The organism is Proteus sp. FME41 (assembly GCF_014897315.1).
In the GTDB taxonomy this organism is placed as follows: Bacteria; Pseudomonadota; Gammaproteobacteria; order Enterobacterales; family Enterobacteriaceae; genus Proteus.
The window spans coordinates 1-14,710 of sequence record NZ_JABUYL010000020.1; the positions used below are offsets into that span (position 1 = coordinate 1).

Here is a 14,710-nt window from a genome sequence, read left to right on the forward strand (position 1 = left end):
TTAACCTGACAACACCGAAGGTGTTTTGTCTGAGAGACAAAGAGTAGATGAAGTAGGCTTGTTAAAGATTGAGATTACTGGTTATGGAGTAGGAATACGAGATAACGGGTAATAAACAGAATTTGCTTGGCGGCCATAGCGCAGCGGACCCACCTGACTCCATGCCGAACTCAGAAGTGAAACGTTGTAGCGCCGATGGTAGTGTGGGGTCTCCCCATGTGAGAGTAGGGAACTGCCAGGCATTAAATAAGACAAAAAAGCCAACCCAATGGGTTGGCTTTTTTGCGTTTGAAGCATTTGAAATTTATAAATAATAAAAAATCTGCTCAAATATTAAAACGCCCCAATATAGGGCACTTTATTTCTATTATAACTAAAATGGTTAACAGAGATTATAGCGAGAGAATGCCGCTAACACTGTTCTTTCTGAAATTTCCAAATACTCATCCATTGCAAGTGCTGCTTCTAGTGCTTTGCCATCCATTAAAAGTGTTAAAATTTGCTCATTTTTTTCAATATAAGGTGCATGTAGTAATTGGGGGTCATTTAACAAACCAAATGCTAAGCGTAATTCTGCAGAAATAAGTTGATACTGCTTAAATAATCGAGGGCTATCTGAAAGCTCAACAATAGCAGTATGAAAATGCATATTACAGGTTCCCACACCACTCCAATCTTGCTGTTCTTGAAACTTTTTTGCTTGATTAACATTATCTTGCATTCTAACAATAGCTGGATGCATAGGATAAGAATGTCGTAGAGCATCACATTCAATCAATCGTCTTACACGATAAATATCCATAATAGAGGCCATATCTGGCACTGAAACAAAAACACCACGATTAGGTTTGTAAGTCAAAAGCCCTTCTTGAGTGAGTACACGAAAAACCTCCCTTAAGGTATTACGCGATATCTCTAGCGTTTCACTTAATGCAGTTTCTGACAATCTCTCACCAGGAGGTAATTCTCCAATAGTGATTTTCTGCCGAATAACATTTGCAACTTTTTGAGAAAGAATTTGTGGTGATGTTTTTTTCTGCATTATCTTCTGCTATTAGCTCAATAGAAGCGCCTATTCTATCAGTGAGTTTTACAATATATAACCTCTATTATGCCAGTATGTTGTACTTCTCACTGTATACCATGTTGCTTGCTATCAAAAAAAGTTAATTTCTTCGCGATATATTTTTAATTATGACGTTTTTTGACGTTAATCTTATGCACCATTTTTGGGCATTTCATCTTTTTGCGCCTCATTTAGGTGCATATTCGATGCAAATTAATTTATGTTAATTGTCAATAAAATGTTAAAAATGCGATCTTCTTTGCACTTTTATCATCTCATATTTAAATCTATTTGCTTATTTATTCATCTATTATTATTAATTGTTCAACAATCCAATATCAGGTGATTAACAATTACGTATTCATGCTCAACAATGGCATGCAAATTGCCTTAGTAATAATAATTAAAATAATGATGATAAAGGGGGTAGCTTATGGCTACACAAGATTCTGCAAATACGGCTCCAACTGCGTTTATAAAAAATAGACGTTCTTCTCTGATTGCTGCTATTTTTTTAATGGCAACCTCGGCAATTGGCCCCGGCTTTATTACACAAACGGCAACCTTTACTGCCACAATGGGGGCTGCATTTGCATTTGGAATTTTAGCTTCGATAATTATTGATTTCATTGTGCAACAAAGCATTTGGCGAGTGATTACGGTAACCAATATGCGTGCATCAGATATTGCTAACAAAGCTATTCCTGGAAGTGGGTACTTGTTAGCAGTCTTAGTTATCTTCGGTGGGTTAGTTTTTAATGTAGGTAATATTGCAGGTGCAGGATTAGGACTTAACGCTATGGTTGGGCTAGATCCTAAATGGGGTGGGATCTTAAGTGCATTACTTGCGATCTATATTTTCTCATCACGTAAAGCCAGTAACTTTATCGATCGAATGATCATTATTCTTGGTATCGTCATGATCTTATTAACTGTTTTTGTGATGTTTGCCTCGAATCCTCCTATTGGTGAAGCATTACGACAAACCGTTTTACCTGATTCAATTAACTTTGCCACAATTACCACGATTGTGGGAGGGACGGTAGGCGGCTACATCTGTTATGCCGGTGCTCATCGCCTTCTTGATAAAGGTACAACAGGTATTGAGAATATTGAGGCTGTCTCTAGCGCTGCAACTAAAGGCATCTTAGTGGTTGGGTTAATGCGCTACATTTTATTTCTTGCCATTTTGGGTGTCGTTGCCAGTGGCGTAACGTTAGATATTTCTAGCCACGCAGCCAATCCAGCTTCTCAAGCATTCCAACATGCCGCTGGTTTAACAGGGTTACGCATCTTTGGTCTTATTTTATGGGCGGCTGCTCTTACTAGTGTTATTGGTGCTGCTTATACCTCCATGTCATTTATCACGGTGTTTAAAAAAGGGATCACAGAACGTCAGCGTAATATCGCAACCATTATTTTTATTGCTGTTTCATTAGCTATTTACATGGTGATGGGAACTGCGCCCGCGGCATTATTAGTCTTTGCTGGGGGATTTAATGGACTGATTTTACCTATTGGTATGACGTTATTTATTTTTGTTGCTTGGCGTCGTCAAGATTTAATGAATGGCTATAAATATCCAGCATGGTTGCTATGGTCAGGGATTATTGTCTGTGTGCTAACTTGGTATATGGGCATTATGTCAGTGGGTACCATTTTCAATTACCTCAACATTGCTTAAAGGAATAATAACAATGATTAAAACTATCGATTTAAACAGTGATTTAGGTGAAAGTTTCGGGCAATGGGCAATGGGGAATGATGATGCGGTACTTGAAATAGTCAGTAGCGCCAATATTGCCTGTGGTTTTCATGCCGGCTCACCAGATGGAATTTTAAAAACATTAAAAGCAGCGAAGCAGCATAATGTCGCGATAGGTGCGCATGTTGCTTATCCTGATTTAGTGGGGTTTGGTCGTCGTAATATGGATATTGCCAGTGATGAATTAACCGCAGATGTGATTTATCAAATAGGTGCTTTGCAAGGATTGGCTAAAGCCGCGGGTTTAAGTGTGACCTATGTTAAGCCACATGGTGCACTTTATAACACCATTGCTCATGATAAACGCCAAGCACTTGCTGTTATTGAAGCGATACTTGCTGTAGACCCTCAACTGACACTAGTTGCTTTAGCGGGATCACCTTTGATTACACTTGCGAAAGAAAAAGGCCTTCGAGTAATCGCAGAAGCTTTTGCAGACAGAGCTTATCATGCTGATGGTACGTTAGTTTCTCGTAAAAAAGAGGGCGCTGTTTTACATGATCCTGAACGTGTTGCTCAACGCATGTTACGACTTGTGCAAGAAGGTGGCGTTGAGTCCATAGAAGGCGTTTTTACTACGATACAAGCTGATTCCATTTGTGTTCATGGTGATAGCCCTGACGCAGTTAATTTAGCAAAAAGCGTAAAAGAAATTTTAATCAATCATGATGTTGCAATTAAGCCATTTGCACCTGCTTTACTGAAAAATGAGGCATAAATATGACTTATTTAATGAAAGCAACTGCGGATGCAATTGGCAAAGCACAAGAAGCTCGATTAGCTATTCGTCATGGTTTAGCTATACCAACGGCAGGTATGGCGAAAGGAATGACGCAAGCTAACATGATTAGTTTACCTCGTGATTGGGCATTTGATTTTCTGCTCTACGCTCAACGTAACCCGAAAAGTTGCCCAATATTGGATGTTTGTGAATCAGGCAGCTATCGTACTGTTCTCGCGAAAGACGCCGATCTGCGTACTGACATTCCTCTTTACCGAGTTTGGGAAAACGGCAAATTAGCGGATGAAATAACAGATGCCACTGAAATTTGGGCACAACATCCCGATCTCGTGACGTTTCTTATTGGTTGTAGTTTTACTTTTGAAACCCCTATGTTAGAAGCGGGCATTGAAATTCGACATATTACAGATAACGGCAATGTCCCGATGTATAAAACGAATCGTTTGTGTCGTCCAGCAGGGCGATTAGAAGGCGAGTTAGTGGTTTCAATGCGTCCTATTCCTTCAGATAGAGTCGCTGATGCGGTGATGATCAGTGGTCGTTTCCCTTCAGTACATGGTGCTCCCGTACATATTGGATCGCCCGACGCTTTGGGTATTAAAGATATTATGTCGCCAGATTTTGGCTCACCAGTGAGAATTGAAAAAGGCGAGATCCCCGTCTTTTGGGCGTGTGGTGTAACGCCTCAAGCTGCGGTAATGCGTTCAGGTGTACCTTTCGCACTTAGCCATGCTCCGGGGCATATGTTTATTACCGATGTGCCCGATGCAGCTTATCACGTATAAGGGAGGAAGAAACTTTGCGCTTTTTACCCGTTAATTTATCGCATTTATTAGTGGAGCTTTCTTCTTTAAAAGAGACGCTTGCGTTGTATGAGTCCGTTAAACAAGCGGATATTGCTGCTATTCAAGACATTGTACCTGCGGCAAAAACACTCTTAATTCACTATACGCCGTGGCTAATCACAGCTGAAGAACTTGTGTTTCAACTTCGACAGTTAGAAGTTAAAGCGGTATCAGCACGTCAAACACAATCATTAACGATCCCCGTTCATTATCAAGGTGAGGATCTTAATGAGGTCGCTGAATTATTAGGGATCGCTACCCGTGAAGTGATCCGCAGACACACAGAACAAACCTATCAAGTTGCCTTTACGGGTTTCGCTCCGGGTTTTGCCTATTTGATTGCAGATGAAACTGCGCTTTATGTGCCTCGTCGTAAAACACCGCGTACACGAATTCCGGCTGGATCAGTAGGACTCGCGGGTGAATTTAGTGGTGTGTATCCACAACAAAGCCCCGGTGGTTGGCAACTTATAGGTACCACAGAAATAAAAATGTGGGATCTTTCCCGTGAACAGCCTGCTTTTTTATTACCGGGTAATGAAGTGCATTTTGTTGATGCACAAAAATCACCAATAACAGTTTCATTACCTGAGAAAAAATCAGCAGTCACTTCCCAACTGTCTCTGAATGATAAAGGGTTATATGTTATTTCAGCGGGGCTGCAGACATTATTTCAGGATGAAGGACGCATTGGTGCAGCATCAATGGGCGTTTCTGCGTCAGGCGCACTTGATAAACCTGCATTACATTCAGCTAATCGCTTAGTGGGTAATCCTACAACTTGTGTTGCCCTTGAGGTAACGCTCGGGGGATTAACACTTAAAGCGCGACAAGATTGTGTGATCGCTTTAACCGGGGCGGATTGTTCCATTACGCTAAAACATGAGTCGGGTGAGACTGAATTCTTATCTGGTTATCAACCTATCGATGTTCGCTGTGGCGATGAAATTATTTTAGGTATGCCAAAAACAGGTGTACGTAGTTATCTTGCCGTGAGAGGTGGGTTTAAATTACCTAAAGTTTTAGGGAGTTATGCTTTTGATACCTTAGCGCAAATTGGTCCAAATGCGTTACAAGAAGGTGATGTTCTTCATCTTAATAACGAAAGTATACAAAACAGTATTATTGTTGAGGAACAACCGACATCAACACTTCCAAAACAAGGTGATATCGTCACGCTTGATATCGTTTTAGGACCTCGTACAGATTGGTTTACAACAGACGCGATAAAGATATTAACGTCACAATTATGGCAAGTCACTCCACAATCCAATCGTATCGGTTTACGTTTATTCGGTGATACGCCTCTTGCCCGAGAGCAACAACAAGAATTATCGAGTGAAGGTACCTGCATTGGCGCAATACAAGTGCCGATTAATGGACAGCCTGTTTTGTTTCTTAACGATCACCCATTAACGGGAGGCTATCCTGTTATTGGTGCTGTTGCTGAATACCACTTACCACTTGCAGGGCAAATTCCTGTGAATGCTAAAATTCGTTTTAACCCAATCACCGAATTTCAAGAATATTGATAGGAGCATGCCACTCATGACAACCATTAACCAAAAACAACGAGTGAAGCATCGGATACTTATTGCTAACAGAGGTGAAATTGCTGTTCGTATTATTCGTGCTTGTCAGGACTATGGTGCCACTTCAATTGCTATTTATGCCAATGATGATATTGATGCTCTGCATGTCCGCCTTGCAGATGAAGCGTATGGATTAAAGGGTAATTTACCCAAAGAGAGCTATTTAGATATCAATAAAATTATTGATATCGCCCATAAAGCCAACGCAACCATGATCCATCCCGGTTACGGTTTTCTTTCAGAGCGTGCAGACTTTGCAAAAGCGGTACAAGAGGCTGGATTTATTTGGGTTGGGCCAAACCCAGAAACGATCGAAGTGCTTGGCGATAAAGTGAAAGCGCGTAAAATTGCACAATCGGTTGGTGCGCCGCTTGTGAATGGTACGGCTGATCCCGTTAATGATGCCAAAGAAGTATTAAATTTTGCTAAACAATATGGTTTGCCCGTTGCGATTAAAGCTGCGTTTGGTGGGGGGGGACGAGGTTTAAAAATCGCCCACAAAATGGACGAAATTGAAGAACTTTATCATTCAGCAGTACGAGAGGCTGTAACGGCTTTTGGTCGTGGCGAATGTTATGTTGAGCAATTTTTAGATAAGCCTCGTCATATTGAAGCACAAATTATTGCCGATAAATTGGGTAATGTCGTCGTCGTTGGAACACGAGATTGTTCATTACAACGCCGTAACCAAAAGCTTATTGAAGAAGCGCCAGCACCTTATTTAAGTGATGAACAACGTGAACGTATACATCAATCAGCGAAAGATATTTGCGCTAAAGCAGGTTACGTGGGTGCGGGTACAGTCGAATTTTTATTAAGTGCAAATGGTACTATCTCCTTTCTGGAAGTAAATACACGTTTACAAGTAGAGCATCCCGTTACCGAAGAAACTGCAGGTATCGATTTAGTTATCGAACAACTCCGCATTGCAGAAGGTTTTGCGTTAAGCATTGATAAAACGCCGGTTCCTCGAGGGCATTCTTTTGAATTTAGGATCAATGCAGAAGATCCCGCAAAAGGTTTTTTACCTACCCCAGGTTTAATTACACATTTTTCTCAGCCATCCGGCCCTGGTGTACGAGTGGACAGTGGTGTTACTGAAAACAATCAAGTATCACGCCAATTTGACTCTATGATGGCAAAACTAATCGTTACAGGTGCAACACGCGAACAAGCGATTTCACGAGCCCGCCGAGCCTTGTCTGAGTTTAAAATTGAGGGGGTAGCAAGTGTATTACCTTTTCATTGTGAGATGATGAAGCAACATGATTTTACTGAAGAGTTTAAGGTACACACTCGCTGGATTGAAACCGATTTTCAGGCGAAAAAGAGTCATTTTCCGCGAAGTACGTCTGTAAAAAATGAAGAGTTGGTCCGTACTTTTATTGAAATTGATGGTCGTCGTCACGAATTAGCGTTACCGGCACAATTACTTTCACTCTCTGCGGTAATACCGACAGCAATCAGTACTCATCATGAGTACGAAGAAAATGAAAACGCAGTCACCGCTCCCATTTCAGGCGTATTACATAGTTGGATTTTATCTGATGGTGATAACGTCAAAGAGGGTGATGTGATTGCTATTATGGAGGCGATGAAAATGGAAGTTCAGGTAATTGCTTCTCGTAATGGGGTATTACAGCAAAAAGCCAAAACAGGCGACTACTTTTCAGCAGAAACGATTTTGGCTGAAATCAGTTAAGTGTCATTAACTTATAATTCATTGATTGTTTCTTAAAAAATCAATTATTAACACTGCCCTTTAATGTGAATAAATTTCATATTAAGGGGTTTTTTATAATAATACTATTTATATTCCTATTTGTTATATCTAATGCCTTTTGGTTATAAGTTATATTGCCTATACTCTAGGCTCGCTAAATTATCAGCAAAAGGAAATAAGATGCTGCTCGTCTCACAACTGCTTATTGGTGCTGCGATAGGATTAGTTATTACAACGACGGGGGTCGGCGGTGGTGTTATTTTACTGCCTGTTCTTATTTATCTTTTTGGAATGAATGCATTAGCGGCTGTGGCAACGGCTAATTTGTTATCTATGCTAATGAAACTCTCGTCTTCTTATATCCATTTTCGGTTAGGTAATATTCCATTAAAACCCGCACTATTGATTTTGGCGATCATGTTTCCTACGACTTTTTTAGCGAGTTACGGCGTGACTTGGCTGGGATCACAACCTCAATATTACGATCGTGTTGAATTTGGTATTAATATTTTAATGATCGTTGCTATCGTGTTTTCGTTGATCTTATTTTTACAGCGAATGATAAGACGATCAGCAATTTCTGATCCTTTACTTTCTTTCTCACCACCTTCTTCTGTCACTTTTTCTTCTTTATTTTTACCAGGAATGAGTGCGGGTTTTGTACTCGGCGCAACGGGAGTGGGGGGCGGATTAGTCGTATTGCCCGTACTAATGCGTTTTGCACAAATGGGAATTAAAGAAGCGATTGGTACTTCTATTTTTATTACCACCATTCTTTCGGGGGGCTCAGCTATCGCTTATAGTGCTGGTGGTTATACCGATGTGCATACCGCACTGATCCTCTGTTTAGGTTCATTACTCTCTATTCCGCTAGCACGCTATCTTTTAGTGTATTTATCAGAGCGTTTTTTCCAATATTTAACGCTGTCATTTATTCTGATGAGTATTATTATGATGAGTTGGAAATTAATAAATTAACTTAATGTAATATCGAATAAGTCAAGTTCTCTCTTATTGCCTTTAGTTAGACTAAACTATTCTATCATCATTAGATTAACTACTAAGAGTAAGTAAAAACAAGATGAACATTAAAATAGGTGATGAATTTTTAGTTTATATGGCTCTGGGTGAAGAGCGCTATATGAAAGAGTATTACCGTGTTGTTGAGTTAGACACACAACTTTCTCAAGTGACAGGAAAGCTTTTAAAACGAACGACGGCTGATGATAAGAACATTGGTCTAGGTCGTTGTGAATTAGAAGGTGGTATTGAGCAATTTGCAGTAGAAGATATCTATCCCATCAAAGAGTGATCGTCGTGTTCGATCACTCTTCTTTCTGAGCTGAAAGTTTAGGCCACTGGCGCATTTTCAGGTAATGCAGATTTTGGTAAACCAAAGACTTTGTCAAATACCCAGTTATACACAAAGGTATAACAAGGGATGATAATGATCAGGGCAAAATCCATCACTAATGCTTGCCACAACGAAACATTAAGCCACCATGCAATCAATGGAATTAAATAGAGCACCAGTGTTAGCTGAAATCCAATAGCGTGCACAAGGCGACGTCTAAATGTTCGAATTCTTGAAACCTGCCGGCTTTCCCAAAATTCAAATAGACAGTTATAAATAAAATTCCAACTTACTGCGATGGTGGTGATTACCAGTGCTAATGGGCCTGTTACTGCCGTTGAGCTATCAGCCAAGAGTGCAAGTCCGACTGATGAAATAACCCAACCAAAAATTTCATAAGCTGTCACGTAGACAATTTTTCGTTTGATACCTTGCATTGTGCTCTCTTTTTCTGTGGATTAGTGTTGTTAAGCATCGTAAGATAAATCAGCAAGAATGACAGAAAAAGTCAGCTAGTATCAATTTAACTGAAACATCAGGAGTGAACATGCAGTTCTCGAGTGAACATATTGCGATATTTTTAGCAGTGATGGATAAGGGATCTTTCTCTGCAGCTGCACGTTCATTAAAACGTGTTCCATCAGCAGTCAGCATGGCGATTGCCAATATGGAAGCGGAATTAGGGTATGCACTGTTTGAACGTTCATCACGAGAACCTCAGCCAACCGAAAAAGCCAAAGCACTCGAGCCACACGCCAGAATGATTGCAGAACAATTAAAATTGTTGCAAGTGCATGCGCAAGAGCTTTCGATGGATCTCGAAAGTGTTTTAAATATTGGTGTAGCAGCTGATATTAATCCTGATTATCTATTGCCTGCATTATCTGAATTAACGCAACGTTATCCGTTGCTCAATGTGAATGTGATAACTGCCGCACAAGATGACATTATTGAAATGCTTCATTCACGAAAAATTCAATTGAGCTTGGTTTATGGGGGCTTGTACGTAAATGGTGATGAGCAGTTTCAATATCTTGGCTCCGAATCACTGGTAGCAACCATATCAGCAAGCCATATTGCGTTAGCCCATCCTGCCAGTGTATTTATTGAAGACCTCGTTAACGTTCGCCAAATTATGATAGCAAGTCACACAAAAGAGATAAGAGATGTCCGCTCTTTGGTTGCAACCAATTATTGGCAAACAGACAGTTTTCAAATGGCGTTAGGAATGGTCGAAGCGGGTATGGGATGGGGTAATCTACCGTATTCGCTAATTTATACCCAATTGCAAAAAGGTAAATTAAAACAGCTTCAGTTTAAGAACACGAAAAATGAATTGCGATTACCTATCCATGCCATGTGGTTAAAAGGGGAGTCTTTACAAAAAGGTGCGAAAGAGCTAGTTGAGCTGATGAATACTCACCAGCCCATCGTTCCTAATTTTGATTAATCGACACGTTGTTGGTGAACCCAAACGGCAACTTCAACGCGAGATTTTAACTTCATTTTTTTCAGTAGATGTTTGACATGCACTTTAACGGTGCTTTCAGTAATATCGAGTTTACGCGCGATCATTTTATTGGATAATCCTTGTGCGATCAGTTTTAAAATATCACGTTCGCGCGGGGTGAGTTGTTCAATATCGCGCTCACCTTCGGAACGATCTTCGCGTAATGATTCGGCTAAAATAGGGGTTAACGCAGGGCTGACGACCATTTTTCCGGCAGCCGCTTGTTTTAAAGCAGCCAGTAATTCTTCAGGCTCCATATCTTTTAAAAGATAGCCATCTGCACCGCGTTTTAACGCAGTGACTAAATCATCGCTATAATTTGATACGCTAAAAACCACGATCCTTCCTGACAATGATTTTAATCTCAGTTGATCGAGTGTTTCAAACCCATTCATTCCCGGCATATTCAGATCCAGTAAGATTAAGTCAGGATCTAACTCTTCAGCTAATTTAACACCTTGAATACCATCACCTGCTTCCCCAACGACGGTTAATGTTGTATCAAGACTTAAGAGTTGTTTTACACCATTGCGTAGCATCGGGTGATCATCAATGAGTAAAATTGTCGCTTTTTCTGCGGGTGAACCCATATTATTCATTACGACTTGCTCCATGTTAGACAGGGTCTTTATGAGTAGTGATTAATGGAAATTTAACAAATACTTGAGTACCGCCCTGTTCACGTATTTTTATAGTATAAGAACCATTTAGGCTATTTGCGCGTTCACGCATAATAATAAGACCATAGTGATTTAGTTTTTCAGGATTAGGGCTAATTCCTTCCCCATTATCATTAATTTTTAATTCAACCATGCCATTATTAAGAGACAAAGAGACTTCAGCCCAGTTGGCATTGGCATGCTGTAGAATATTATTTAGTGCTTCACGAACGATTTGCACCACATGAATGCTTTGATGTGAATTCACACATTTTGCAGGCAATTGATAGTCAAAATTAATAGCAAAACCAAGGCGCTGATTAAATTCGTTTAACGTACTTTCTAGTGCGGCTAATAATCCTGGTTCAGTGAGTTTTAAACGAAACGTAGTTAACAATTCCCTTAGTTGGCGGTAAGCCACGTTAAGCTCTTCTCGCATCTCTTTGAGTAATTTTTGGCAATTATCCGGTAAGGTTTCTGACTGCATTTGCAAATAACTGACTTGCATTTTTAAACATGAAAGTGACTGTGCGATAGAGTCATGCAATTCACGGGCAATGGCAGAGCGTTCATCCATGAGTAAAAGCTGTTGTTGTTGCTCATTTTGTTGTTCCATTGCCAGCATTGCGGAAATTTGCTTAGTCAGCAATAACATTAAATTATTCTGTTCATCCGTTAGGGCGGTACATTCAGGTAATTGCATCACAAATAATCCATAACGATGGATCTGATCCGCTAATTCCCAATGCAATAGCTCACTTCGTAACGGAATAGTGACTAACGAGGTTTCATCACAACGTTCACATTGTTGATCTGGACAATGTTCAGGGCGTGAATGAGGCTCTAAGCTGATTTCATTAAACAGGGTGTGATGATTATCTTCATATAAGCGTATCTGCAAATAGGCATCTGGAATAATTTGCTGAAGCTCAAAAAGTATCTGCCTTAATCGAGCGCAAAGCGGTGCAGGCGAGTGCAATTGTTGACTTGAATGATAAAGGTAAGAGAGTACTTGATTTTTTTGTTGTAAATCCTGTGTTTTTTCAATCACTCTTTTTTCTAATTCGCTATATAACGTTGAAAGCTCTTCTGACATGGTATTGAGTGCGATACCCAATGTGGCAATTTCATCATGATGTGTGCGCTGGTGGAAACGTGCTGAAAAATTACCATGACCAATTGAATTTGCCATTGCCATAAGTTGTTGCCAAGGATGTAATAAACGGCGACGGAAATGCCAAACAGAGCCAAACAGCAATAACAGTGTCAGTGCAGTGAAAATAAGTTGGGTATAAGCCACTAGTCTGATTTTTTGCTCTGTCAGTTGGTCGATACTCAATACTAATTTATCTAGCTGTGAAACAAAAAAGGCAACCTCTTGCTTGGCATCATTACGTTGTTGAGCAGAAAGCAAGGTTGGCTTTAAGGTCTCTTTCCAATAAGTATTTAATTGGGCATATTGTGATTGCAGTGATTCATTGCTTAGGACTTGAAGTAACTCGCCACTGTCTAAGTCTGTTTCTAACTCGTGAAGATAATAACGATGTTGCTCATCTAGAGGCAAAGCAGATAGCAAGCGATAGCTTTGCATTCGCAACGATCCTGATTTATTAATTGCATGTGCATTACCTTGTACACTCAAAATAATATGGTTGGAAATTGCCATACCGACAACACCCAACAGAGTGAAAAGTAACATTAAAATAGCAATTTGATTAATAATTGAAAAACGGTAGTGCCATTGGATTTTATGCGTGCTCATCGTTATTTTTCCAAATTTATTCAGTCACTATCTTGCCTTAAAAACTCATCAAATGTCATATACTACTAAAGTGTTACCCCCAAATAGCTAATAGGAGTAATTTCGCTTCTAAATTATAGCGTTTTTTGTTTAACATTTTAATTTTAAATGAAAAATTCAGACTAACCCTATTAATACTTAGGTGTGAATAGCTATTTTGGTTTAAAAATCAAACAAATGTTTGCTTGATACAGATCATAACTTATTAACAATTCTAATCGTACAAAGGTGCCAATCTAACCGTTAACCGAGGTTGTTATGGCACTCACTCAACACCCAGAAAAAATGAAAAAAGGAGTGATCGAAGATTGGCATCCTGAAGATAAAGCCTTTTGGGAAAAGACTGGTCAAAAGATCGCGTCACGTAATTTATGGATTTCTGTTCCTTGTTTACTTTTATCATTCTGTGTATGGATGCTTTTTAGTGCAGTTGCAGTAAATTTGAACAAAGTAGGGTTTAATTTTACTACCGATCAGTTGTTTATGTTGACCGCCCTGCCTTCCGTCTCTGGTGCTATTTTACGCGTTCCTTATTCCTTTGTTATTCCTATTTTTGGTGGTCGTCGCTGGACGGCAATCAGTACCGTATTCCTAGTTATTCCTTGTATTTGGCTTGGTTTTGCTGTGCAAGATACAACAACATCATATTCTACCTTTATTGCTATTTCACTGTTATGTGGTTTTGCTGGTGCAAACTTTGCTTCTAGCATGGCAAATATCAGCTTCTTCTTCCCTAAAGCTCGCCAAGGCGGCGCATTAGGCTTAAATGGTGGGTTAGGTAATCTGGGTGTTAGCGTGATGCAGTTAGTTGCACCCTTAGTGATTGGTATTGGTGTTTTTACAATGTTCAGTGGCCCAGGTGTGGTTCAACCTGATGGCTCACGTTTATGGCTAGAAAATGCAGCGTGGATTTGGGTTCCTTTCTTACTTATTCTGACGTTTGCGGCTTGGTTTGGTATGAACGACCTTGCTGCTAATAAGGCTTCGTTAAGCCAACAGTTACCCGTTTTAAAACGGGGTCATCTCTGGTTGTTAAGTATTTTATATCTGTGTTCTTTTGGTTCATTCATCGGCTTTTCTGCGGGTTTTGCAATGCTTTCTAAAACCCAATTTCCCGATATTGTTATTCTTCACTATGCCTTTTTTGGTCCTTTATTAGGTGCCTTAGCTCGCCCAGTGGGGGGCGCTCTGTCTGATAAATTTGGGGGCATTCGCGTCACGTTGATTAACTTTATCATCATGGCCGTTTTCTCTGCTCTGCTCTTCTTAACACTGCCTGAAAAAGGGGCTGGTGGCTCGTTTATCGCCTTCTACGGTGTATTTATGGTGCTGTTTTTAACGGCAGGCTTAGGCAGTGGTTCAACATTCCAAATGATTGCGGTGGTGTTTAGAAAAGTCACTGTTGATCGCATGAAAGCACAAGGTGCAACAGATGAAGCGGCTCAAAAAGAAGCCGTCACAGAAAGTGCCGCAGCACTTGGTTTTATTTCAGCAATTGGTGCAATTGGTGGCTTCTTTATTCCAAAAGCCTTTGGTACATCACTGGCTATGACTGGCTCACCAGCCGGTGCAATGAAAATCTTTGTTCTATTTTATATCGCCTGCGTCCTGATCACTTGGTTGGTCTATGGGCGTAAACACAATAAACAATAA

Annotated in this window: 13 protein-coding genes and 1 rRNA gene; 10 read left to right on the top strand and 4 right to left on the bottom strand. The window is 40.1% G+C overall.

The genetic code is table 11. The annotated features are described in order from the left end of the window. Positions 1 to 125 precede the first annotated feature (125 nt). Positions 126 to 241 (top strand): 5S ribosomal RNA (gene rrf / locus INT04_RS15700). Positions 242 to 382: 141 nt separating this feature from the next. Here the strand turns inward: rrf and INT04_RS15705 are convergent. Further along, a complete protein-coding gene (locus INT04_RS15705) occupies positions 383 to 1,042 on the bottom strand; it encodes a GntR family transcriptional regulator (protein WP_193017036.1) in 660 nt (219 codons plus the stop codon). 457 nt (positions 1,043 to 1,499) lie between these two features. Here INT04_RS15705 and INT04_RS15710 point away from each other — a divergent pair, with 457 nt between their 5' ends. The 7 genes from INT04_RS15710 (at position 1,500) to INT04_RS15740 (ending at position 9,045) form a co-directional block, all read left to right on the top strand. After that, on the top strand, positions 1,500 to 2,750 hold the full coding sequence (locus INT04_RS15710) for an NRAMP family divalent metal transporter (protein WP_193017037.1): 1,251 nt from the start codon (positions 1,500 to 1,502) through the stop codon (positions 2,748 to 2,750). A 13-nt stretch (positions 2,751 to 2,763) separates the two neighbouring features. Further along, the gene (locus INT04_RS15715; protein ID WP_193017038.1) at positions 2,764 to 3,549 is read left to right on the top strand and encodes a LamB/YcsF family protein; all 786 of its coding nucleotides are present in this window, start codon (positions 2,764 to 2,766) and stop codon (positions 3,547 to 3,549) included. A gap of 2 nt (positions 3,550 to 3,551) precedes the next feature. Further along, the gene (locus tag INT04_RS15720; protein WP_193017039.1) at positions 3,552 to 4,358 is read left to right on the top strand and encodes a putative hydro-lyase; all 807 of its coding nucleotides are present in this window, start codon (positions 3,552 to 3,554) and stop codon (positions 4,356 to 4,358) included. Positions 4,359 to 4,372: 14 nt separating this feature from the next. After that, positions 4,373 to 5,950 carry an urea amidolyase family protein gene (locus INT04_RS15725; RefSeq protein ID WP_193017040.1) on the top strand — a complete coding sequence of 526 codons (1,578 nt, stop codon included), beginning with the start codon at positions 4,373 to 4,375 and terminating at the stop codon, positions 5,948 to 5,950. A gap of 16 nt (positions 5,951 to 5,966) precedes the next feature. Further along, positions 5,967 to 7,712 carry an acetyl/propionyl/methylcrotonyl-CoA carboxylase subunit alpha gene (locus tag INT04_RS15730; protein WP_193017041.1) on the top strand — a complete coding sequence of 582 codons (1,746 nt, stop codon included), beginning with the start codon at positions 5,967 to 5,969 and terminating at the stop codon, positions 7,710 to 7,712. A 201-nt stretch (positions 7,713 to 7,913) separates the two neighbouring features. Continuing rightward, positions 7,914 to 8,711: a sulfite exporter TauE/SafE family protein gene (locus INT04_RS15735; RefSeq protein ID WP_193017042.1), complete on the top strand. Its 798-nt coding sequence runs from the start codon at positions 7,914 to 7,916 to the stop codon at positions 8,709 to 8,711. A gap of 103 nt (positions 8,712 to 8,814) precedes the next feature. Beyond that, positions 8,815 to 9,045, top strand: coding sequence for a hypothetical protein (locus INT04_RS15740; protein WP_193017044.1), 231 nt, complete (start codon positions 8,815 to 8,817; stop codon positions 9,043 to 9,045). Positions 9,046 to 9,083: 38 nt separating this feature from the next. On the opposite strand, the gene INT04_RS15745 is transcribed toward INT04_RS15740, so the two are convergent. After that, positions 9,084 to 9,524, bottom strand: a complete 441-nt coding sequence (locus INT04_RS15745; protein ID WP_193017046.1) for a PACE efflux transporter — start codon at positions 9,522 to 9,524, stop codon at positions 9,084 to 9,086. Between the two features lie 110 nt (positions 9,525 to 9,634). On the opposite strand from INT04_RS15745, the gene INT04_RS15750 reads away from it, so the two are divergent. Further along, positions 9,635 to 10,537, top strand: coding sequence for a LysR family transcriptional regulator (locus INT04_RS15750; protein WP_193017048.1), 903 nt, complete (start codon positions 9,635 to 9,637; stop codon positions 10,535 to 10,537). On the opposite strand, the gene narL is transcribed toward INT04_RS15750, so the two are convergent. Beyond that, positions 10,534 to 11,187 (bottom strand): two-component system response regulator NarL, encoded by a 654-nt coding sequence (gene narL / locus INT04_RS15755; RefSeq protein ID WP_109402871.1) that lies wholly within the window; start codon positions 11,185 to 11,187, stop codon positions 10,534 to 10,536. The genes INT04_RS15750 and narL overlap by 4 nt on opposite strands. A 25-nt stretch (positions 11,188 to 11,212) precedes the next feature. After that, positions 11,213 to 13,018 (bottom strand): nitrate/nitrite two-component system sensor histidine kinase NarX, encoded by a 1,806-nt coding sequence (narX, locus tag INT04_RS15760; RefSeq protein ID WP_193017050.1) that lies wholly within the window; start codon positions 13,016 to 13,018, stop codon positions 11,213 to 11,215. Between the two features lie 297 nt (positions 13,019 to 13,315). On the opposite strand from narX, the gene INT04_RS15765 reads away from it, so the two are divergent. Continuing rightward, positions 13,316 to 14,710, top strand: coding sequence for a NarK family nitrate/nitrite MFS transporter (locus INT04_RS15765; protein ID WP_193017051.1), 1,395 nt, complete (start codon positions 13,316 to 13,318; stop codon positions 14,708 to 14,710).